Genomic DNA, 20941 nt, shown 5'->3' with positions numbered 1-20941 from the left:
CCGGGGACGGTGCGGGCCGCGCCGATAGGCTGACCCGGCCATGACAGCACCGACATCCGCCGCTCCGTCCGCACCGGGCGCGCCCGGGATCCCGGGCCCCGTCCGTACCCGCTTCTGCCCGTCGCCCACCGGGACGCCGCACGTCGGGCTGGCCCGCACGGCCCTGTTCAACTGGGCGTTCGCGCGGCACTGGGGCGGCACGCTGGTCTTCCGCATCGAGGACACCGACGCCGCCCGCGACTCCGAGGAGTCGTACCAGGCCCTGCTGCGCGCCATGCGCTGGTTGGGTCTGGACTGGGACGAGGGTCCCGAGGTCGGCGGCCCGCACGGCCCGTACCGGCAGAGCCTGCGCCGCGACATCTACGCCGACGTCGCGCGGCGGCTGCTCGAGGCCGGTCACCTGTACGAGTCGTGGTCCTCCCCGGACGACGTGACCGCCCGCCACCTGGCGGCCGGCCGGGACCCCAAGCTCGGCTACGACAACCACGACCGGACCCCGGATCCGGAGCTGGTCCGGAGCGCCCGGGAGCAGGGCCGGGCGCCGGTGCTCCGGCTGCGGATGCCCGACGGCGACATCGGGTTCGACGACCTGGTGCGCGGCCCGGTGGTGTTCCCGGCCGGCTCCGTCCCGGACCCGGTGCTGGTGCGCGGGAACGGCGAGCCGCTCTACACCCTGGTGAACCCGGTGGACGACGCCCTGATGGGGATCACCCACGTGCTGCGCGGCGAGGACCTGCTGCCGTCGACGCCGCGGCAGATCGCGCTCTACGCGGCGCTCTCGGACATCGGGATCGGGACCCCGGGCCGCACACCGGTGTTCGGCCACCTGCCGTTCGTCACCGGCGAGGGCAACCGCAAGCTGTCCAAGCGGGACCCGCAGTCCAACCTGTTCCAGTACGCCGACGACGGCTTCGTGACCGAGGGGATGGTCAACTACCTGGCCCTGCTGGGCTGGTCGATCGCCGACGACCGCGACGTGTTCACGCCGGCCGAGCTGGTGGCGGCGTTCGACGGCACCGGCATCTCGGGCAACCCGGCGCGGTTCGACCGCAAGAAGGCCGAGGCGATCAACGGCAGCCACCTGCGGCTGCTCGACCCGCAGGACTTCGCACAGCGACTGGCCCGCTACCTGGCGGACCGCGGGCGGCAGCTCGACGCGCCGGCCCAGGCCGTGGTGGCGGCGGCAGCGCCGCTGGTGCAGCCGCGCTGCGCGCTGCTGTCCGAGGCGGCCGCGATGCTGGACTTCCTCTTGGTGGCCGACGACGCCTTCGCGCTCGACCCGGCCGCTGCCGCGAAGACGCTCACCGCGGCCGCGGTGCCCGCGCTGCAGGCGGCGGTGGACGCGGTGGCCGGGCTGGACGGCTGGACGGCGGGCGCGCTCGAGGAGGCGCTCAAGGGCGCCCTGGTGGACGGGCTGGGTCTCAAGCCCCGGCTGGCCTTCGCGCCGGTCCGGGTCGCCGCCACGGGCCGCACGGTGTCGCCGCCGCTCTACGAGTCGCTGGAGCTGCTGGGCCGCGAGCGGACGCTGCAGCGGCTGCGGGCCGGGCTGGTGGTGGCCCGGAGCGGGGTGCCGGCGGCCGGCTGAGACGCGGGCGCGGTCGGCGCGGCCCTGCGGAACCTGTACGATGGTTTCTCGGTGCCGCGGGCAGGTCCGGTCACGGATCCACCCGAGGCCCTTGGGGTATGGTGTAATTGGCAACACTACGGATTCTGATTCCGTCATTCTAGGTTCGAGTCCTAGTACCCCAGCGAACACCGGTGCACGGATCCCTGGTCCGCGGCCGGTGGTCCGGTCCGTCGAGGTGACTCGGCGGTCAGGACACCTAGGGCCCCGTCGTCTAGCGGCCTAGGACGCCGCCCTCTCACGGCGGTAGCGAGGGTTCGAATCCCTTCGGGGCTACCACAGGCAGGCCCCCTCCCGGACGGGAGGGGGCCTGCCGGCGTTCCGGGACCGTGTGCCGGCTCCCCGCACCCGCGCGGTCGTGCCGGGCCGGCACCGCGGGGACCGGGCCGGCGCGGTGCCGAGATGCGGGCACCGGGCCGGCACCCCCATCCGGGAGGTCCGGGTCAGAGCCGGGCGGTCAGCGCCGCGGCCGCGTCCAGCAGGTCGCCGGCCCAGCGCTCGCCGGGGCGGCGACCGATGCGCTCGACCGGTCCGGAGACCGAGACGGCGGCCACCACGGTGCCCGCCGGGTCCCGCACCGGAGCGGACACCGAGGCGACGCCCGCCTCGCGCTCGGCCACCGACTGCGCCCAGCCGCGACGGCGGACCTCCGCCAGTGCGCGCTCGGTGAAGGAGGCGTCCGGCAGGACGGCGCGCACGGTCGCCGGGGGCGCCCAGGCCAGCAGCACCTTGGCGCCGGACCCGGCCGTCATCGGCAGCCGGGTACCCAGCGGCACCGTGTCCCGGAGCCCGGACGACGGCTCGGCGGTGGCCACGCACACCCGGACCAGCCCGTCCGGGCGGTAGAGCTGGACGCTCTCGCCGGTGCGGTCGCGCAGCCGGGGCAGCACCTCCGCGGCGGCCAGCACCAGGGGGTCGGGCGATCCGGCGGCGAGCGACTGCAGCAGGGGCCCGGGCCGCCAGCGTCCCTGGCCGTCCCGCTCGAGCATGCCGTGGATCTCCAGACCCACCGCGAGCCGGTGTGCCGTCGCCCTGGGCAGCCCCGTGGCGGCACAGAGCTCGGCCAGCCCGGACGGCGCCGCGGCCGCTGCGCGCAGCACCTGGACCGACTTGTCCAGGACGCCGATACCGCTAGACTGTCCCATGCAGCGATACTAGAATCCCGCATGTTGAGATGTCCACCGAGGTTTCCGGTGCGGCGGGACGGCAGAAAGGCCAGCAATGGGGCGCACTCTCGCGGAGAAGGTGTGGGACGCGCATGTCGTCCGCCGGGCGGAGGGCGAGCCCGACCTGCTCTACATCGACCTGCACCTGGTGCACGAGGTGACCAGCCCGCAGGCCTTCGAGGGGCTGCGGCTGGCCGGGCGGCCGGTGCGCCGGCCGGACCTGACGCTGGCCACCGAGGACCACAACGTGCCGACGGTCGACATCCGCGGCCCGATCGCGGACCAGGTCTCGCGCCTGCAGGTCGAGACGCTGCGCACCAACTGCGCCGAGTTCGGCGTCCGGCTGTTCCCGATGGGCGACCGCGAGCAGGGCATCGTGCACGTCGTCGGCCCGCAGCTGGGCATCACGCAGCCGGGCATGACGATCGTCTGCGGCGACTCGCACACCTCGACGCACGGTGCCTTCGGCGCGTTGGCCTTCGGCATCGGCACCAGCGAGGTCGAGCACGTGCTGGCGACCCAGACCCTGCCGCTCAAGCCGTTCAAGACCATGGCCATCACCGTCGAGGGCGAACTGCCGCAGGGGGTGTCGGCCAAGGACATCATCCTGGCGGTCATCGCCCGCATCGGCACCGGCGGCGGCCAGGGGTACGTGCTGGAGTACCGCGGCTCGGCGATCCGCGCGCTGTCCATGGAGGCGCGGATGACGGTCGCCAACATGTCGATCGAGGCGGGCGCCCGGGCCGGCATGATCGCTCCGGACCGCACGACGTTCGACTACATCCAGGGCCGGCCGCACGCCCCGCAGGGCGCGGACTGGGACGCCGCCGTCGAGTACTGGTCGTCGCTGGTGACCGACGACGACGCGGTCTTCGACGCCGAGGTCTACCTGGACGCCGCCACCCTGACGCCGTTCGTCACCTGGGGCACGAACCCCGGCCAGGGCCTGCCGCTCTCGGAGCGGGTGCCGGACCCGGCCGCCATCGCCGACGACAACGCCCGCATCGCGGCGGAGCGGGCGTTGGAGTACATGGGTCTGGACGCCGGCACGCCGCTGCGTGACATCCGGGTCGACACCGTGTTCCTCGGGTCCTGCACCAACGGGCGCATCGAGGACCTGCGGGTGGCCGCGGACATCCTGCGCGGGCGCCGGATCGACCCCGGGCTGCGGATGCTCGTGGTCCCGGGCTCGATGCGGGTCAAGGAGCAGGCCGAGGCCGAGGGGCTGGACCGGGTCTTCGTCGACGCCGGGGCGGAGTGGCGCAGCGCCGGCTGCTCGATGTGCCTGGGCATGAACCCCGACCAGCTCGCGCCGGGGGAGCGCAGCGCGTCCACCTCGAACCGCAACTTCGAGGGCCGGCAGGGCAAGGGCGGGCGCACGCACCTGGTCTCGCCCGCCGTCGCGGCCGCGACGGCACTGCGCGGCACGCTGTCCTCGCCGGCCGACCTGGACCCGGCCCCGGTCCCCGCCTGACCGCCGCCGCCCGGACCACCCACCGCACCTTCGAGGAACGGACCGTCATGGAAGCGTTCAGCTCGCACACCGGAGTCGGGATCCCGCTGCGCCGCAGCAACGTCGACACCGACCAGATCATCCCCGCGGTGTACCTCAAGCGGATCACCCGGACCGGCTTCGAGGACGGCCTGTTCGCCGCCTGGCGCGGCGACCCGACGTTCGTGCTCAACCAGCCGGCGTTCCAGGGGGGTTCCGTGCTCGTCGCCGGACCCGACTTCGGCACCGGATCGTCCCGGGAGCACGCCGTCTGGGCCCTGATGGACTACGGGATCCGGGTCGTCATCTCGCCGCGGTTCGCCGACATCTTCCGCGGGAACTCGGCGAAGGGCGGTCTTCTCGCCGCGCAGGTCGACGAGGACGGCGTCGAGCTGCTCTGGAAGCTGCTCGAGAACAACCCCGGCCTGGAGCTGACGGTCGACCTGGCGGCCCAGACGGTCACCGCGGGCGCCCACGTGCTGTTCTTCGACGTCGACCCGTACGTGCGCTGGCGGCTGCTCGAGGGCCTGGACGACATCTCGTTGACCTTGCGACATGCCGACCGGATCGACGAATTCGAGGCCGCGCGGCCCCGGTTCCTGCCGGTGACCACGGCGGTCTGACCGGCCGGCCGCGGCGGCCGGCGCCGGCCTCGCGGGGATCGCCGGCGGGACCGAGACCGACTGCTGGGCAATTGATCCCGTGGCCCGGCCGGGCGTCGGGCGACATCCCGCCCGGGTTCTCGGGAGCCGTCCGGGGGCGCCGGTCGGGGGTCGAGAACCGTTGACAGCACAGGTCATCGACCTGGCGGTATGGTGGCGCCGCGCGCCGATCAGGCCTACCGTGTGCGGTCAGTCGGCCCGGTATCGACGCGGGGCCGGAACCGCCCGGAGGAAACCGTGAACAAGACCGACCTGATCAACCAACTCGCCGAACGGCTCAACGGCGACAAGAAGGCCGCCCAGATCGCCGTCGAGGGCTTCATCGACCTGGTGCAGCGCGAGGTGCACAAGGGCGAGAACGTCTCGATCTCCGGCTTCGGCGTCTTCGAGAAGCGGGTCCGGGCCGCGCGCACCGCCCGCAACCCGCGCACCGGCGAGTCGGTCAAGGTCAAGAAGACCACCGTGCCGGCCTTCCGCCCGGGCAAGTGGTTCAAGGACGTCATCAGCGGCGCGGTGAAGATGCCCAAGCCCACCGGCAAGCCGACGAGCGCGCGCGCCTCGGCCGCCGCCGCGAAGGCCGCCGCCACGACGCCCCGCACCCGCCGCAGCACGGCCGCGGCCGCCTCGGCGGCACCGGCCGCCGCGCCTGCCGCCACGACCACCGCGCCGAAGACCACGCGGGCGCGGTCCACCGCCGCCGCCAAGTCCACCGCCGAGCCCAAGTCCGCGACCACCACGGCGGCGAAGTCGACCCGCGCCGCCTCCGGCACCAAGGCCGCCGCCGCGGAGCCCAAGACCACGCGGACCCGCAGCACGGCGACCAAGGCCGCCGCCGAGCCGAAGACGGCGGCCTCGACCCGCGCGCCGCGCGCGTCGGCCGGGAAGAGCACCACGACCAAGGCCGCCAGCAAGAAGAAGTGACGTCCCGCGCCCGGTGCGCGGCGACCCCGGTGCGCAAGGCACCGGGGTCGCCGCGCACCGGGCGGCCGGACCGGGAGCGCGGGTCAGACCACCGGCGCCGGGTAGGGATCGGCCTGCACCAGCTGGGTGTCGTCGAAGCTGAGCACCCAGAACGACGCCTTGGGTGTCGACACCTTCGGAACGGTCACGTCGGCCCGGCCGGCCAGTGACCGGACCACGCCGGGGATCACGCCGCCCTGGCTGCACGCCACGACGCACCGCACCTCGTCCGTGGCGCCGTGATCCGCCCGGCGCACCGCGCCCCCGGCAGCGCGGCTGCGTCCCACGGCCAGCTCCACCAGCCGCCGGCGGGACGCGGCCGGGTCGTCGCGGTAGGCGTCCTCGCCCAGCAGCGGCTCCTCCTCCAGCGGCAGTCCGAGCCGGTCGGCGAGCGGCAGGACGGTGGCGCGGCACCGCTCCGGCGGTGCGGTGACCGTCCGGGTCGGTGCGAACGGCAGGATCTCGGTGATCAGGGCGTCGGCCTGCTTGCGGCCCTTGGCGTCCAGCGGCCGGTGCAGGTCGTCCCCGTCGTAGGACTCCCGGCTGCCGGCCCGCGCGTGCCGCACCAGCACCACGTGCACCAGGTCGGCCGGCTGCAGCAGGAACGTGTCCAGGACCGCGCGGTCGAAGTCGTAGCTCATCCGGTGCCGGGCCTGCGCCGGCGACAGCCACTCCAGCCGGTCCACCTCGCGGTTCGCGGTCCAGCTGCCACCGGCGGCGCGGGCCGAGAAGTAGTGCACCGTCTTGGGACGCCCGCCGGTGGTGTACGACACCGTGGTCAGCCGGCGACCGAGCGCCGGCCGGAACCCGGTCTCCTCCTGCACCTCCCGCGCGGCGGTGACGGCCGGCGTCTCGCCGGGCGCGGCCTTGCCCTTGGGCAGCGACCAGTCGCGGTAGCGGGGGCGGCGGACCAGCGCGACCCGGACGCCGTGCTTGCGGGACGGACGCCACAGCAGGCCGCCCGCGGCCTGGATGGCGCCGGAGTCACTCGGCACCGGGGGTTCCCCGGCGCAGGAGCTCCTCCTGCAGGTCACGGCCCGGCCCGGAGGCCGGCGAGCGCGTCCAGCCCTGCGGACCCAGCACCCAGCAGCGGGTCTCCGGCGCCGCGACCGCGGACAGCAGGCCGGCCAGGCGGGTGGTGGCCTCGCGCGCCGTCACCCGCACCAGCGCCTCGACCCGGCGATCGAGGTTGCGGTGCATCATGTCCGCGCTGCCGATCCAGAACTCGGCGGGGCCGTCGCCCGACGCGCCCGACAGCCCGCCGGTGGGGCTGTCGGCCGCGCCGTTGCGGAAGTAGAAGATCCGCGAGTGCTCCAGGAACCGGCCGACGATCGAGCGCACCGTGATGTTCTCGGACAGGCCCGGCACGCCCGCCCGCAGGGCGCAGATGCCCCGCACGGTGATGTCCACGGTCACCCCGGCGCGCGAGGCCCGGTAGAGGGCGTCGATGACCTGCTCGTCGACCATCGAGTTCATCTTCAGCCGCACCTCGCCGCGGCGACCCGCGCGCTGGTGCTCGATCTCGCGTTCGATCCGGGCGACGATCCCGGTCCGGATGGAGTGCGGCGCCACCAGCAGGTTCCGGTACTCGGTCTGCCGGGAGTAGCCGGTCAGCACGTTGAACAGGTCGGTCAGGTCGGCGCCGAGATCCGGGTCGGCGGACAGCAGCCCGAGGTCCTCGTAGATGCGCGCCGTCTTGGGGTTGTAGTTGCCCGTGCCGACATGGCAGTAGCGGCGGATCGTCGGGCCCTCCTGCCGCACCACCAGGGCCACCTTGCAGTGGGTCTTGAGACCGACGAGGCCGTAGACGACGTGCACGCCCGCGCGCTCCAAGGCCTTGGCCCACGAGATGTTGGCCTGCTCGTCGAACCTGGCCTTGATCTCCACCAGGGCCACGACCTGCTTGCCGGCGGCCGCGGCGGAGATCAACGCGTCCACGATGGGCGAGTCGCCGGAGGTGCGGTAGAGCGTCTGCTTGATCGCCAGCACGTGGGGGTCGGCGGCGGCCTGCTCGATGAACCGCTGCACCGTGGTGGCGAACGACTCGTAGGGGTGGTGCACCAGCACGTCGCCGTCGCGCAGCCGGGCGAAGATGCTCTTGGGTGTCTCGCCCTCGGCGAACGCCGGGTTCGTCGCGGGGACGAACGGAGCGTCCTTGAGCGTCGGCCGGTTCAACCCGTGGAGCTGCCAGAGGCTCGACAGGTCCAGCAGTCCCGGAACCTCGACGGCGTCCACCGGGTCGACGTCGAGCTCGCCCAGCAGCAGGTCGAGCACCCGCTCGCTGGTGGTGTCGGTGACCTCCAGCCGGACCGGCGGTCCGAAGCGGCGCCGGGCCAGTTCCCGCTCCAGGGCCTGCAGCAGGTCCTCGTCGCGGTCCTCCTCGACCTCGAGGTCGGCGTTGCGGGTGACCCGGAAGGTCTGGTGCTCGATGACCTCCATGCCGGGGAACAGCTCCGCCAGGTGCGCGGCGATGAGGTCCTCGATGGGCAGGAAGTCGTCGACACCGCGACGCACCCGGATGAACCGGTCGACGTTGTTGGGCACCTTGACCCGCGCGAAGCGCTCGGCGCCGGACTGGGGGTCGCGGACGATGATCGCCAGGTTCAGGCTCAACCCGGAGATGTAGGGGAACGGGTGGGCCGGGTCCACGGCCAGCGGCGTCAGCACCGGGAAGATCTGCGCGGTGAAGAACTCGGCGAGCCGGTCCCGGTCGGCCGCCTCGATCGAGTCCCAGTGCACGATGCGGATTCCCGCCTGCACCAGCCGGGGCAGCACGTCGTCGGTGAAGCACCGGCCCTGCCGCTCGACCAGCTCCCGGGTGCGGGCGGCGATGAGCGCCAGCTGCTCCCCGGGGGTCAGCCCGTCCGCGCTCGTCACCGAGAGACCCATCTCCTGGCGGCGTTTGAGGCCGGCGACGCGGACCATGTAGAACTCGTCGAGGTTCGAGGCGAAGATCGCCAGGAACTTGGCCCGTTCCAGCAGCGGTTCCCCGGCGTCCTCGGCGAGCGCCAGCACCCGCTCGTTGAAGTCCAGCCACGACAGCTCGCGGTTGAGGAAGCGGTCGACCGGGAGCGGCTCCCCGCCGGCCAGCTCCCGGGCGTTGTCCTCGCGGAAGCGCTCGAAGACCTCGGTGTCGGGGGAGTGGAACGGTTCCACCGAGGGCGGCCGGCCGTCCCCCTCGGGGCGCGGGGCGTCCTGGCCCGGCACGCCGGTGCGGGGATCGACGGCGGTGACCTGGGCGGCCGGCTGATCGGTGGCTGTCACGAGCGACATTGTCGCCCCCTGCCGCGACCGGGACCAAGGCGCGCCCGGGGCCCGGCCGGGCGGCGCCGGCGCCCGGGACCGGCGTGGGCCCTGGCGGGACCGCCGGTGTGGTTTGCTCGACGCTTCGAGCGGTGCGGCGAGCGGCGTCCTGGCGGCGCCCACGGTGCGGAGGCACACATGGTGCGGCGTGGCGGGTGGCGGCACGGTCCGGTGTACGAGCCGGGCAACTTCTGGATCCGGTTCTGCGAGCTGGTGCTCTTCCCGCTCACCCGGCTGCTGGGCCGCGGGCGCTACGCCGGGCAGCAGCACATCGCGGTGCCCGGGCCGGTCCTGGTGGTGGGGAACCACATCTCGCACCTGGACCCGATGTACGACGCCGTGCTGATCCGCCGCACCGGCCGGCTGCCGCGGATCATGGCCAAGGCCTCGCTGTGGAAGCTGCCGGTGGTGGGCCGGGCGGTCCGCGGCACCCGGCAGATCCCCGTCGAGCGCGGCGGCGGCGCCGGGCAGGCCGGACTCGACGCGGCCATCAGGGCGCTCGCCGACGGCGGTGTCGTGCTGATCTACCCCGAGGGCACGATCACCCGCGACCCGGACCTGTGGCCCATGCGGCCGCGGCCGGGGGTTGCCGCGCTGGCGCTGTCCGGCGACTTCCCGGTGGTCCCCATGGCGCACTGGGGCACGCACGAGGTGTTCCGGTCCTACGGCGGCGACGGTTCCCGCCGCGGCCGGTTCCGGCCGCTGCCGCGCAAGGACGTGCACGTCCTGGTCGGACCCCCGCTGGACCTGTCGCAGTGGCGGGGCCGGCCGGTGGACGCCCGGGCGGTCCGGGACGTCTCGATGCTGATCATGACGGCGGTCCGCGACCTGGTGGGCGAGTTGCGCGGCGAGGAACCACCGACCGCGTTCTTCGACCCCAAGAAGGTGGAGCGGCAGCAGGCGGCGGCCCGGCAGGCGGAGCCGCCGGCGGGCCGGTGACCGTGGCGTCGACGACCGGATCCGGGACGGCCCCGCTGCAGCGGTTCGCCGTCCTGGGTGCCGGGTCGTGGGGGACGACGTTCGGCAAGGTGCTCGCCGACGCCGGGCGGGACGTGACGATCTGGGCGCGGCGGGACCGGCTGGCCCGGTCGATCGACGCTGACCACGTCAACCCTGACTACCTGCCCGGCGTGCACCTGCCGGCGACGCTGCACGCCTCCGCGGACCTGGACGCGGTGCTGGACGGTGTCGACGCCGTCGCGCTGGCCGTGCCGAGCCAGTCACTGCGCGAGAACCTGGTGCTGTTCCGGGAGGTGCTGCCGCCGGGCGTGCCGGTGGTGTCGCTGGCCAAGGGCGTCGAGATCGGCACCGACCTGCGGATGAGCGAGCTGATCGGGTCCGTCGGCCGAGTCGCGGCGTCGCGGATCGTGGTGCTCACCGGGCCGAACCTGGCCAAGGAGATCGCCGCGGACCATCCGACGGCGTCCGTGCTGGCCTGCACCGACCACGACCGTGCCGTCGCGGTGCAGGCCGCGTGCGCCACGCCGTACTTCCGTCCGTACACCATCACCGACGTCGTCGGTGCCGAGATCGCCGGCACCGGCAAGAACATCGTCGCGGTGGCGTGCGGTCTCGCCGACGGGCTCGGTCTCGGGCTGAACACGGTGGCCTCGCTGATCACCCGCGGGCTGGCCGAACTCACCCGGCTGGGCGTGGCGCTCGGCGCCAGCGCCGAGACGTTCGCCGGTCTGGCCGGGTTGGGCGACCTGGTGGCCACCTGCTCGTCCCCGCTGTCCCGGAACCGGACCCTGGGTGCGCGGCTGGCGGCAGGGGAGGAGCTGGACGCCGCGCTCGCCGCCATGGGCGGCCAGGTGGCCGAGGGCGTGGTCAGCTGCCGGTCGGTGCGCGACCTGGCGCACCGGCACGGCATCGACATGCCGATCACCGAGGCGGTCTTCCGGGTCTGCTACCGGCATCTGCCGCCGCCCGGGATGATCCGCTTCCTGATGGACCGGCCGCACTCCCGGGAGTGACCCGTCACCGCGGCGCGCCCGGGCCGGTGGTGTCGCGGGCGGGTGGCCGGTCCGGCCGACCGGCGACCGTAGGGTGACGCCCATGGGCGAGCGGATCCGGGTGGCCGTGGTGTTCGGCGGTCGCAGTGGCGAGCACGCCGTGTCGTACCTGTCGGCGCGCAGCGTGCTGGCGCACCTGGACCCGGACCGGTTCGAGGCGGTGCCGGTCGGGATCACGCCGGACGGCTGCTGGCTGCGCGTCGACCCGGCCGCGGTGCTCGAGCCGTCCGCGCGCCCGCTGCCGGCGGTCCGCGACGGCGCGCCGCTGGTACTGCGCACCGACTCCAGCCGGGCGCTGCTCGCACTGGACGGGCCGGCCGGCGGCAGCGAGACCGTGGACGTGGTCTTCCCCGTGCTGCACGGGCCGTTCGGCGAGGACGGCACCATCCAGGGCATGCTCGAGCTCGCCGGGCTGCCGTACGTCGGTCCCGGCGTGCTGGCGTCCGCCGTCGGCATGGACAAGGCGTTCACCAAGAAGATCCTGGCGGCGGACGGGTTGCCGGTCGGCGACCACGTGGTCGTGCCCCGGGACCGCGACACCGTCACCACGGCCGAGCGGGATCGGCTGGGCCTGCCGGTGTTCGTCAAGCCGGCCCGGGCCGGCTCGTCGCTGGGCGTGACCCGCGTCGACAGCTGGTCGGACCTCGCCCGCGCCGTGGCGGTGGCCCGGGACGCCGACCCCAAGGTGCTGGTGGAGAAGGCCGTGCCGGGCCGCGAGATCGAGTGCGGCGTCCTGGAGTTCCCGGACGGCCGGGTCGAGGCGAGCCCGACCGCGGAGATCCACCTGCCGGCCGACTACGACTACTACGACTTCAACGCCAAGTACCTGGACGACGTGGCCACCTTCGACATCCCGGCCGACCTGCCCGGGGACACGGCGGACGAGATCCGCGAGCTGGCCGTCCGGGCGTTCCGGTCGATCGACGCGCAGGGCCTGGCGCGGGTGGACTTCTTCGTCACCCCGGAGGGCCGGCCGGTGATCAACGAGGTGAACACGATGCCCGGCTTCACCCCGATCTCGATGTTCCCGCGGATGTGGCAGGCCGGCGGCCTCGAGTACCCGCAGCTGCTGACCGTGCTGATCGAGACGGCGCTCGCCCGCGGCACCGGCCTGCGCTGACCTCGGGTCGTCGCCCCCTCCGGTGGCGGCGGCCGGCCCGGCGTGCGATCAGCCCCGGGCCGGGACGACCGAGCCGTGGCCGTCGCAGACGGACCGGGCCGGCAGCACCTGGTCCACCACGGCGGAGATCTCCTGGATCGCCCCGGTGCCGGTGCCGTCGGGCAACGTCAGCGCGATACGCACCGGCCGGTCGACGGCCAGGTACGTCGTCTGCCCGATGTCGGACAGCTGCAGCCACTGCACCCTGGAGACGTCCACCAGGGCCGCGCTGCACGTCAGCTCCCGGGGATCGGTGACGCCGCAGCGCAGCACCACGGCGGGGTCCCCCCACGCCGCCACGCCCTCGGTCTGCCCGACGAGCTGGCGCCGTGCCAGCCCCGCCAGGTCGTCGGACAGCGCGTCGTCGAGCGTGCGGCAGGAGGCCGTGGCCGCGGCCGGCTGGTCGACGAGCGGGATGGCCAGCGGGCCGCTCACCGGGTGCCGCTCGGCCCGGCCGGCCAGCACGGCCACCAGGGCGATCACCACCACCGTCAGGACCAGGGCCAGCGACATCCGCCGCCGCAGCGCCCGGCGTTCGACGTCCGGGCGGGGGTCGGGATCCGTGGCGCGGGGGCCGGTCAGCGCGGACCCCTCAGAGGTGCACGACCGGGCAGGTGAGCGTCCGGGTGATCCCGGACACGCCCTGCACCCGGGCGACCACCAGCTTGCCCAGCTCGTCGACCGTGTTCGCCTCGGCCCGGACGATGACGTCGTAGGGGCCGGTGACGTCCTCGGCGCTGGTGACCCCCGGGATGTCGGCGATCGCCGACGCGACCGCGGCCGCCTGACCCACCTCGGTCTGGATCAGGATGAATGCCTGCACCACGGCGTGCTCCTCGTCGTCGTCCCCGGGCCGTCCGGACGGGCTGCCCCCCGTCGCGGCCGGGCGGTACGGCCGCCCCGCCGGCCGGCGCGGCGCCCGTCCTCGGCCCGCAGCCTATCCGTCCGGTGCCGGCCGCCGGCCGGCTGCGCGGCGGGAGGCGGTCCGGGGACGACGGGGACGTCCGGCACCATGGGGCGCGGCCCGGGGCTCGCACCGGGTGCCCGTTCGACCTGGAGGTAGTCCCGTCGTGTCCAACACCCCACCGGCCACCGACCGACCGGAGGGCTCCATCGGCGAGCTCGGCGAGTTCGCCGTCATCGACCGGATCACCGCCGGGACCACCATGACCGGGTCCGTCGAGCTCGGCCCGGGTGACGACGCGGCCGTCGTCACGACGCCCGACGGTCGCGTGGTGATCAGCGTCGACATGCTCGTCGACGGCGTGCACTTCCGCTCCGACTGGGCCGGGCACGAGCAGATCGGGCGGCGTGCCGCCCTGGCCGCCATGTCGGACATCGCCGCGATGGGCGCTGTGCCCACCGGGCTGGTCGTCGCCGTCGCCGCGCCCCCCTCGCTGCCGGCTGAGCGGATGCTCGAACTCGGCCGGGGCCTGTCGGCGGCGGCCGCCGAGGCCGGGGCCGCGCTGGTCGGCGGCGACCTGACCCGCGCCGACGCGCTGAGCCTGGCCGTCACGGTGATCGGCGACCTGCGCGGGGTGCGGCCGGTCCGACGGTCCGGTGCCCGGGCCGGCGACGTCGTGGCCGTCACCGGCCGGCTCGGCTGGGCGGCCGCCGGGCTGACCGTGCTGTCCCGGGGGTTCCGCTCGCCCGCCGCCCTGGTCAACGCCTACCGGGTGCCCGAGCCGCCGCTGGCCGCCGGGCCGGTCGCGGCGGCGTCCGGTGCCACCTCGATGGTCGACGTCTCCGACGGCCTGCTGGCCGACCTCGGCCACGTCGCGCACGCCTCCGGGGTGGCGATCAACATCCGCTCCGCGTCGCTGCAGGTGCACCCCCGGCTGGTCGAGGTCGCCGCCGCCCTGGGCCGGGACCCGCTCGACTGGGTGCTCACCGGGGGGGACGACCACGCGCTGGCCGCGACGTTCCCGCACGGCGCGACCCTGCCGCCGGGCTGGGAGGCGATCGGCAGCGTCGGCGTACCGGGGGACCTCGGCCCCGTGGTCACCGTGGACGGTGCGGTGCGCGAAGGCGCCGGCGGCTGGGACCACTTCGGCTGACCGCCCCGGCGGACGGTGCACGCGGACGGGTCCGGCGGACCGGTCCGGCCGGCCGCTCCCGTCGACCGCCCGGGCTGGCCGGCGCGGCTCCGGCGGCCCGGTAGCGTCGGCCCCGTGCGCCGTCCGCTGAGCGAGATCGTCGACCCCGGCTGGGCGCAGGCGCTGGCCCCGGTGGAACGCGACATCGAGGCCATGGGTGACTTCCTGCGCACCGAGATCGCCGCCGGGCGCAGCTACCTGCCGGCCGGACCGGACGTGCTGCGCGCGTTCCGCGCGCCGCTGGCCGACGTCCGGGTGCTGGTGGTCGGGCAGGACCCGTACCCGACGCCGGGCCACGCCGTGGGTCTGTCGTTCTCGGTGGCCCGGCAGGTCCGGCCGCTGCCGCGGTCGCTGGCCAACATCTACCGCGAGCTCGCCGCCGACCTCGGGGTCGCGCCGCCCGAGCACGGCGACCTGACCGGGTGGACCCGGTCCGGGGTGCTGCTGCTGAACAGGGTGCTCACCGTCGCGCCCGGCGCCCCGGCCAGCCACCGCGGCAAGGGCTGGGAGAGGGTGACCGACCGCGCCATCGCCGCCCTGGTCGAGCGCGGCGGCCCGCTGGTGGCCGTGCTGTGGGGCCGGGACGCGCAGTCGCTGACGCCGGCGCTGGCGGGCATCCCGGTCGTCGCCAGCGCCCACCCGTCACCGATGTCCGCCGACCGCGGCTTCTTCGGCTCGCGGCCGTTCTCCCGGGTCAACGCACTGCTGGCCGAGCAGGGCGCCGCGCCGGTCGACTGGTCGCTGTCGTGACCGACGCGACCACGGTGCCGGATGTCGGGCCCGGTGTCCCGACGGTGCCGGATGTCGGGCCCGGTGTCCCGACGGTGCCGGATGTCGGGCCCGGGGTCCCGACGGTCACCCACTGGGGCAGCTACCTCGTCCGCGCCGAGCACGGCCGCGTCGTCGCGCTCGACCCCCATCCCGGCGATCCGGATCCGAGCCCGATCGGCGGCAACGTCGCGTCGGCGCTGACGTCGCCGGCCCGGCTCACCCGCCCGCTGGTCCGTGGCGGCTGGCTGGAGCACGGCCCCGGCCCCGCGGGCGTCGACGGCCGCCCCCGGCGCGGCGACGACCGCTACGTGCCCGTCGACTGGGACACCGCGGCGTCACTGGTGGCCGGCGAGATCCGCCGGGTGCGCGAGCGGCACGGCAACCGTGCCGTGTTCGGCGGGTCCTACGGCTGGGGATCCGCCGGCAGGTTCCACCACCCGCAGTCGCAGATCCACCGCTTCCTCAACCTCGCCGGCGGCTACACCCGGTCGGTCGACACCTACTCGTCGGCCGCGGTCACCGTGCTGCTGCGGCGGGTCGCCGGCGGGTGGCAGACCGCCATGGACTCCACCCCGATATTCGACGAGATCGCCGAGCACGGCAGCCTCGTCGTCGCCGTCGGCGGCATGGCCCTGCGCAACAGCCAGGTCAACGACGGCGGGCTCGGGATCCACTCGTCTCCCGGGGCGCAGCGCCGGCTGCGCGCCGCCGGCGTCGATGTCGTGTCGGTGTCGCCGCTGCGCACCGACGCCGCCGACTTCCTCGACGCCACCTGGCTCCCCGCTCGGCCCGGCACGGACGTGGCCGTCCTGCTGGGCCTGTCGCACACCATCGTCGAGGCCGGACTGCACGATCGCGACTTCCTCGAGCGCTGCTGCGTCGGCGCCGACCGGTTCCTGGCCTATTTGCGCGGCGAGACCGACGGCGTGGTCCGGAGTGCCGAGTGGGCCGCCGGGATCAGCGGCCTGGACGCCGGGGTGCTCCGGTCCCTGGCGCACCGGATCGCCACCGAGCGGACGGTGATCTCGGCGTCGTTGTCGGTGCAGCGCGCGGACCATGGCGAGCAGGCGCCGTGGGCGGCGCTGGCGCTGGCCGCCGTCTCCGGCTCGATGGGCCGGCCCGGCGGCGGGTTCGGCTGCGGGCTCGGCGCCCTGCACCGCAACGGCATGCGGCTGTCCCGGGTCCCGGTGGCCGCGTTGCCGCAGGGCGTCGACCCGGTCTCCGACTTCATCCCGGTCGCCCGGATCGCCGACCTGCTGCTGCGCCCCGGTGCGGAGTTCGACTACGACGGTGGCCGGTACACCTACCCGGACATCCGGCTCGTCTACTGGGTGGGCGGCAACCCGTTCCACCACCACCAGGACCTCAATCGGCTCGCCGACGCCTGGCAGCGACCGGACACCGTCGTGGTGCACGAGCATGTCGCGAACGCGCTCGCCCGGCACGCCGACATCGTGTTGCCGGCCGCCGCTTTCACCGAGCGCACCGACTTCGCCGCCGGCCGGGAGGACCCGTACCTGTCGGTCATGACGGCGGCGGCGCCGCCGCCGGGCGACGCCAGGACCGACTACGACATCCTCGCCGCGATCGCCGGTCCCCTCGGGATCCGCGACCGGTTCACCGAGGGCCGCTCGGCCGACGAGTGGGTGCAGGAGCTGTACCGGCGCACCGTGGACCGCGCCGGCCGGCTCGGCGTGACCCTGCCCGACTGGCCGGAACTGGTGCGCAGGGGCGGCGTCCCGCTGCCGGACCTGGACCGGCCCGAGCCGCCGTACGCGGCCCTGCGCCGGGATCCGGAGGCCCACCCGATCGCCACGCCGTCGGGCCGGCTGGAGCTGTTCTCGGAGACCATCGACGGCATGGGCTACGACGACTGCCCGGGACACCCGACCTGGCTCGAGCCGGCCGAGTGGCTGGGAGGCGCGCTGGCGCACCGCTTCCCGCTCGCCCTGGTGTCCGGACAGCCGGAGCGGCGACTGCACTCGCAGTTCGACAACGGTGCCCACTCGCGGGCCGGCAAGGTCGCCGGCCGGGAGCCGGTGACAGTGCACCCGGTGGACGCCGCCGCGCGCGGTATCGCCGACGGCGACGTGGTGCGGCTCTGGAACGCGCGCGGCGAGTGCCTGGCCGGCGCGGTGGTGTCCGCCGACATCCGTCCCGGCGTCGTGCGGCTGTCCACCGGCGCCTGGTACGACCCGGTGCGGCCCGGCGGCCTGGACGTGCACGGCAACCCCAACGTGCTGACCCGCGACCACGGCACGTCGCGACTGGCCCAGGGCCCCAGCGCGCACACCTGCCTGGTCGAGCTGGAGCGCTGGGACGGCCCGCTGCCACCGGTCACCGCCTTCGACGGCATGCCGCTGGTCGAGCCCCGGGCCGGGGACGCGGCACCGCACGGCGCCGGGGACTGATCCGGGGACGGCCGGCGCGGCGGTCCGAGCCGGCTCAGAGCAGTTCCGGGTCCCAGCGCTCGACGGCGTCCGCCGTCCGGCCCCGGCCGGGGTCGGCGGCGAGCGCCTCGGTCGCCGCCTCCGCGGCCATCGCGGCGCGGATCGCCGGCACCAGCAGCACCGCGCCGAGCCCGCTGCCCAGGCCGAGCTGCCAGCTGGTCAGCGGGTCCCGGCCGAGCACGTCCAGCAGCCGGCGGTGGGCCCGCTCCGGGGCCAGCGAGGTGGCCACCACGTACAGCTCCGAGCCGGGCGCCATCCGGTTGGCCAGCACGGCGCCGAGGGTGCCGACGACGTCGTCGACCAGCACCGGGGTGCGGCGGGCGGCGGCCTGTGCGACGAAACCGGCGAAGGCTGCCAGGTCCGCGCCGCCGGCGATGCGCAGCAGCCCCACGGCGTCCGTCGCCTCCGACGTCGCCCGGTGCAGCGCGTCCCGGACCACCCGGACCTTGCGGATCCAGGCGGCGTCGCCGACGCCGGAACCGCGGGAGGTCACGTCCACCGGTTCCATGCCGGTGACGGCCGCGACGAGCGCGGCGGCCGGGGTGCTCACCGCGACGCTGCAGACCCCGCCCACGAGCAGGTCGGCGCCGTCGTCGATCTCGCGGTCGGCGGCGGCGATGCCGGCGTCGACGGCGTCCACCAGTTGCCGGTCCGTCAGGGCGTCCTCGCGGTCGATGCGCCCGCTGGGGGAGCCGGTCAGGTCGACGAGGCGCGTGGCGACGCCGGCGGCCCCGGCGGAGGCGACGACCGGGCCCCGGCCGGCCGCCAGGTCGGCGACCCGGGCGGCGGTCTCCGCCGCCGGGTACGCCGAGACGCCCAGCTCCGCGACGCCGTGGTCGGCGGCGAACACCACCAGCCGCGGCGACCGCAGAACCCCGTCCCCACCGTCCGCGCACGCGGCGAGCAGGGTGCGCAACGGCCCGAGGACGCCCAGCTCCTGCCGCGCCGGGGTGGACAGGTCGACGAACGGGACGTCGGGGATCGCCGGGGTGTCGCTGGGCACGGACGGCTCCTGTTCTGCCGGCGGGCCGGCGACACGGCGGGCGCGGATGGCCGCCGCGGGTCGCCGGTCACGCTACCGTCGGTCGACCGGCGGCCACCGGACGCCACGGTGCGGCCCGACCGGGACCAGGACGGAGACACCATGACGCAGGACGACCTCTCCGCGGCCCCGCTGGAACCGGACGCCGGAGCGTGGCAGTGGATCCTGGCCGACGAGGCGGGCATCGTCATCGGCCCGGCGCCGGTGGCCTTCGCCGACCAGACGTCAGCCGAGGACTGGCTGCGCGAGCACTTCGCCGAGTTGGAGGAGCAGGGCGTCTCGACGGTGTCGCTGACCGACGGCGAGAGCACCGTCTACGGGCCCATGTACCTGGCGCCGGACGCCCCGGGCCCGGAGGAGGCTCCCGCCGAGCTGTGAGCCTCGCCCGCGGTTTGTGAACCGCGGTTCACCGGAGCATCCTGGGTGCGCACACTCGACGACGAGGAGCGGACCCATGCCGGACTTCGACGAATCGCCGGAACACCGCCAGCTCCGGGAGCTGGTGCGGGACATCACCGCCGCCCACGGCCCCGCGGAGTACGCCGACCACGCCCGTCGCGCCGCACCGGAGGACGGCCTGTGGTCCGACCTGGGCAAGGCCGGCTGCATCGGGATCAACGTCCCGGAGGAGTACGGCGGCGGCGGCGCCGGCATGCAGGAGCTGGCCCTGGTGGCGACCGAGTCCGCCGCGGCGGGCTGCCCGCTGCTGCTCCTGCTGGTCTCCAGCGCCATCGGCGTCGAGGTGCTGCGCCGGCACGGCTCCGCCGAGCAGCGCCAGGAATGGCTGCCGCGGTTGGCCGACGGGTCGGTCAAGCTGTCCTTCGCCATCACCGAGCCCGACGCCGGCTCGAACTCGCACCGGATCAGCACCACCGCGGAGCGGGACGGCGCCGACTACGTGATCACCGGTGGCAAGTACTACATCTCGGGCATCGACCAGTCGGCGGCGGTGCTCACCGTGGCCAGGACCGGCGTCGACGCGGACACCGGCCGCGGCCGGCTGACGCTCTTCCTGGTGCCGACGGACACCCCGGGCCTGTCCTGGACCGCGATCGACGTCGCCGCGCAGATCCCGGACCGGCAGTTCACCGTGCACTTCGATCGGGTGCGGGTGCCGGCGTCGGCGGTGGTGGGGGCGCCCAACGACCTGGGTCCGCTGTTCGACGGCCTGAACCCCGAGCGGATCACCGCCGCTGCGATCGCCGTCGGGATCGGCCGGTTCGTGCTGTCCGCCGCCGCCCGGTACGTCAGCGACCGGTCGGTGTGGGGCGTGCCGACGGGCGCCCACCAGGCGGTGGCGCACCCGCTGGCGCGGGCCAAGGTCGAGGTCGAGGTGGCCGCCGTGGCGACCGCGCGCGCCGCCTGGCTGCACGACGCCGGCCGGCCCGCCGGCGAGGCGGCCAACATGGCCAAGTTCGCCGCCGCGGAGGCGGCCGGCCACGCGGTCGACGCGGCGATCCAGGCCCACGGCGGGAACGGGCTGTCCGCGGACTTCGGCCTGCTCCCGATGTGGGGCATGGCCCGGCTGCTGCGGATCGCGCCGGTGAGCAGCGAGATGATCCTGAACTACGTCGCGCAGCACTCGCTGGGCCTGCCGCGCTCGTACTGACCCGACCTGACCCGACTTGACCGGACCTGACCCCGGGCCGTGCCGGCTTCCGGCTCCGGTGCGCCGCCCACCGGGTTCCCGCACGTCCGCCATGTCCTTCCCGGACCGCGCCCAGACCGGCCACAGTGCGGCCACACCTGCCCGGAGCACCGTCGTCGGTGACGGCGCCGACCGGCGCCCTCGTCCCGGCCGCGGAGTGGGTGAGCTCGATGACGGTGCACGTGGAACGGATTCCCGCCGCGCGGGCGGGACTCGAGCGCCGGTGGCGCTGGGTGGCCGCCACTCCGGCCGGGGTCGCCGTGCCGGTGCGCACGCCGCACTTCACCTGCCGCGAGGAGGCCGAGGACTGGCTGGCGGCGCGCGGCGAGTGGCTGGCCCGGCACGGGGCGTCGGCCGTCGTGCTGCTCGACGGCGAGCGGGTCGTCTACGGCCCGGTGCGCTGGCGGACCGTGGTGGGCACGGTCTGACCGGCCGCACGGCTCGGTGACGGCCCGGCCCCGGCCTGGCTCGGCGGCGGTCCGGTACCGGCCTGGTGGCGGCCCGGAACCGGCCCGGTCCCAGCCCGGCGGCGGGGCCGCCGGGCGGTGCCACGCAC

At 75.1% G+C, this 20941-nt stretch carries 19 protein-coding genes and 2 tRNA genes; 15 read left to right on the top strand and 6 right to left on the bottom strand.

The window, feature by feature from the left end:
- Positions 1-40: 40 nt before the first annotated feature.
- From gltX to IEY37_RS00385, 3 genes are all read left to right on the top strand, one after another.
- Positions 41-1585 (top strand): glutamate--tRNA ligase, encoded by a 1545-nt coding sequence (gltX, locus tag IEY37_RS00395; protein ID WP_188939560.1) that lies wholly within the window; start codon positions 41-43, stop codon positions 1583-1585.
- A gap of 92 nt (positions 1586-1677) precedes the next feature.
- Positions 1678-1749, top strand: a tRNA-Gln gene (locus IEY37_RS00390).
- Between the two features lie 78 nt (positions 1750-1827).
- Positions 1828-1903, top strand: a tRNA-Glu gene (locus IEY37_RS00385).
- A gap of 164 nt (positions 1904-2067) precedes the next feature.
- Here the strand turns inward: IEY37_RS00385 and IEY37_RS00380 are convergent.
- Positions 2068-2769 carry an IclR family transcriptional regulator gene (locus IEY37_RS00380; protein WP_188939559.1) on the bottom strand — a complete coding sequence of 234 codons (702 nt, stop codon included), beginning with the start codon at positions 2767-2769 and terminating at the stop codon, positions 2068-2070.
- Positions 2770-2845: 76 nt separating this feature from the next.
- Between IEY37_RS00380 and leuC the strand changes: the two genes are divergently transcribed.
- The 3 genes from leuC to IEY37_RS22430 all read left to right on the top strand — a co-directional run bounded on the left by leuC (position 2846) and on the right by IEY37_RS22430 (position 5865).
- A complete protein-coding gene (leuC, locus tag IEY37_RS00375) occupies positions 2846-4264 on the top strand; it encodes a 3-isopropylmalate dehydratase large subunit (protein ID WP_188939558.1) in 1419 nt (472 codons plus the stop codon).
- A gap of 47 nt (positions 4265-4311) precedes the next feature.
- Entirely contained in the window at positions 4312-4905 is a 594-nt protein-coding gene (leuD, locus tag IEY37_RS00370) for a 3-isopropylmalate dehydratase small subunit (RefSeq protein WP_188939557.1), read from the top strand.
- A 276-nt stretch (positions 4906-5181) separates the two neighbouring features.
- Positions 5182-5865, top strand: coding sequence for an HU family DNA-binding protein (locus tag IEY37_RS22430; protein ID WP_464495626.1), 684 nt, complete (start codon positions 5182-5184; stop codon positions 5863-5865).
- Positions 5866-5948: 83 nt separating this feature from the next.
- On the opposite strand, the gene IEY37_RS00360 is transcribed toward IEY37_RS22430, so the two are convergent.
- Positions 5949-6899 carry an NUDIX hydrolase gene (locus IEY37_RS00360; protein ID WP_229673466.1) on the bottom strand — a complete coding sequence of 317 codons (951 nt, stop codon included), beginning with the start codon at positions 6897-6899 and terminating at the stop codon, positions 5949-5951.
- Positions 6889-9177, bottom strand: coding sequence for an RNA degradosome polyphosphate kinase (locus tag IEY37_RS00355; protein ID WP_373298230.1), 2289 nt, complete (start codon positions 9175-9177; stop codon positions 6889-6891). The genes IEY37_RS00360 and IEY37_RS00355 overlap by 11 nt, the downstream gene beginning before the upstream one ends.
- 168 nt (positions 9178-9345) lie before the next feature.
- Between IEY37_RS00355 and IEY37_RS00350 the strand changes: the two genes are divergently transcribed.
- The 3 genes from IEY37_RS00350 to IEY37_RS00340 all read left to right on the top strand — a co-directional run bounded on the left by IEY37_RS00350 (position 9346) and on the right by IEY37_RS00340 (position 12339).
- The gene (locus IEY37_RS00350) at positions 9346-10146 is read left to right on the top strand and encodes a lysophospholipid acyltransferase family protein (RefSeq protein ID WP_188939555.1); all 801 of its coding nucleotides are present in this window, start codon (positions 9346-9348) and stop codon (positions 10144-10146) included.
- Positions 10143-11180: an NAD(P)H-dependent glycerol-3-phosphate dehydrogenase gene (locus IEY37_RS00345; protein ID WP_229673464.1), complete on the top strand. Its 1038-nt coding sequence runs from the start codon at positions 10143-10145 to the stop codon at positions 11178-11180. The genes IEY37_RS00350 and IEY37_RS00345 overlap by 4 nt, the downstream gene beginning before the upstream one ends.
- A gap of 82 nt (positions 11181-11262) precedes the next feature.
- Positions 11263-12339, top strand: coding sequence for a D-alanine--D-alanine ligase family protein (locus IEY37_RS00340; RefSeq protein WP_188939554.1), 1077 nt, complete (start codon positions 11263-11265; stop codon positions 12337-12339).
- A gap of 48 nt (positions 12340-12387) precedes the next feature.
- Here the strand turns inward: IEY37_RS00340 and IEY37_RS00335 are convergent, their stop codons facing one another.
- Together IEY37_RS00335 and IEY37_RS00330 are read right to left on the bottom strand one after the other, a co-directional pair.
- On the bottom strand, positions 12388-12891 hold the full coding sequence (locus IEY37_RS00335; protein WP_188939553.1) for a DUF3515 domain-containing protein: 504 nt from the start codon (positions 12889-12891) through the stop codon (positions 12388-12390).
- A gap of 79 nt (positions 12892-12970) precedes the next feature.
- Positions 12971-13204, bottom strand: coding sequence for an Lrp/AsnC ligand binding domain-containing protein (locus IEY37_RS00330; protein ID WP_188939552.1), 234 nt, complete (start codon positions 13202-13204; stop codon positions 12971-12973).
- A 244-nt stretch (positions 13205-13448) separates the two neighbouring features.
- On the opposite strand from IEY37_RS00330, the gene IEY37_RS00325 reads away from it, so the two are divergent.
- The 3 genes from IEY37_RS00325 to IEY37_RS00315 all read left to right on the top strand — a co-directional run bounded on the left by IEY37_RS00325 (position 13449) and on the right by IEY37_RS00315 (position 17656).
- Entirely contained in the window at positions 13449-14435 is a 987-nt protein-coding gene (locus tag IEY37_RS00325) for a thiamine-phosphate kinase (protein WP_188939551.1), read from the top strand.
- A gap of 114 nt (positions 14436-14549) precedes the next feature.
- Positions 14550-15224, top strand: a complete 675-nt coding sequence (locus IEY37_RS00320; RefSeq protein WP_188939550.1) for a uracil-DNA glycosylase — start codon at positions 14550-14552, stop codon at positions 15222-15224.
- Complete coding sequence (locus tag IEY37_RS00315; protein WP_229673463.1) at positions 15221-17656, top strand: molybdopterin-dependent oxidoreductase; 2436 nt, start codon at positions 15221-15223, stop codon at positions 17654-17656. The genes IEY37_RS00320 and IEY37_RS00315 overlap by 4 nt, the downstream gene beginning before the upstream one ends.
- 34 nt (positions 17657-17690) lie before the next feature.
- Here the strand turns inward: IEY37_RS00315 and IEY37_RS00310 are convergent, their stop codons facing one another.
- Positions 17691-18698 (bottom strand): nicotinate-nucleotide--dimethylbenzimidazole phosphoribosyltransferase, encoded by a 1008-nt coding sequence (locus tag IEY37_RS00310; protein ID WP_188939549.1) that lies wholly within the window; start codon positions 18696-18698, stop codon positions 17691-17693.
- Positions 18699-18839: 141 nt separating this feature from the next.
- Between IEY37_RS00310 and IEY37_RS00305 the strand changes: the two genes are divergently transcribed.
- From IEY37_RS00305 to IEY37_RS00295, 3 genes are all read left to right on the top strand, one after another.
- Positions 18840-19115 carry a hypothetical protein gene (locus IEY37_RS00305; protein ID WP_188939548.1) on the top strand — a complete coding sequence of 92 codons (276 nt, stop codon included), beginning with the start codon at positions 18840-18842 and terminating at the stop codon, positions 19113-19115.
- 76 nt (positions 19116-19191) lie between these two features.
- A complete protein-coding gene (locus tag IEY37_RS00300; protein ID WP_188939547.1) occupies positions 19192-20346 on the top strand; it encodes an acyl-CoA dehydrogenase family protein in 1155 nt (384 codons plus the stop codon).
- Between the two features lie 158 nt (positions 20347-20504).
- On the top strand, positions 20505-20813 hold the full coding sequence (locus IEY37_RS00295; RefSeq protein WP_188939546.1) for a hypothetical protein: 309 nt from the start codon (positions 20505-20507) through the stop codon (positions 20811-20813).
- Positions 20814-20941 lie beyond the last annotated feature (128 nt).

Source organism: Nakamurella endophytica, from assembly GCF_014646215.1.
Classification (GTDB): Bacteria; Actinomycetota; Actinomycetes; order Mycobacteriales; family Nakamurellaceae; genus Nakamurella; species Nakamurella endophytica.
The sequence above is the reverse complement of the archived record's forward strand: the minus strand, read 5'-3'. Positions and strand labels throughout refer to the sequence as shown.

Coding starts and splice junctions, on each gene's coding strand:
- leuD (WP_188939557.1), top strand. CDS start 4,312: ATGGAAGCGTTCAGCTCGCACACCGGAGTCGGGATCCCGCTGCGCCGC.
- gltX (WP_188939560.1), top strand. CDS start 41: ATGACAGCACCGACATCCGCCGCTCCGTCCGCACCGGGCGCGCCCGGG.
- IEY37_RS00355 (WP_373298230.1), bottom strand. CDS start 9,177: ATGTCGCTCGTGACAGCCACCGATCAGCCGGCCGCCCAGGTCACCGCC.
- IEY37_RS00300 (WP_188939547.1), top strand. CDS start 19,192: ATGCCGGACTTCGACGAATCGCCGGAACACCGCCAGCTCCGGGAGCTG.
- IEY37_RS00305 (WP_188939548.1), top strand. CDS start 18,840: ATGACGCAGGACGACCTCTCCGCGGCCCCGCTGGAACCGGACGCCGGA.
- leuC (WP_188939558.1), top strand. CDS start 2,846: ATGGGGCGCACTCTCGCGGAGAAGGTGTGGGACGCGCATGTCGTCCGC.
- IEY37_RS00340 (WP_188939554.1), top strand. CDS start 11,263: ATGGGCGAGCGGATCCGGGTGGCCGTGGTGTTCGGCGGTCGCAGTGGC.
- IEY37_RS00380 (WP_188939559.1), bottom strand. CDS start 2,769: ATGGGACAGTCTAGCGGTATCGGCGTCCTGGACAAGTCGGTCCAGGTG.
- IEY37_RS00350 (WP_188939555.1), top strand. CDS start 9,346: ATGGTGCGGCGTGGCGGGTGGCGGCACGGTCCGGTGTACGAGCCGGGC.
- IEY37_RS00335 (WP_188939553.1), bottom strand. CDS start 12,891: ATGTCGCTGGCCCTGGTCCTGACGGTGGTGGTGATCGCCCTGGTGGCC.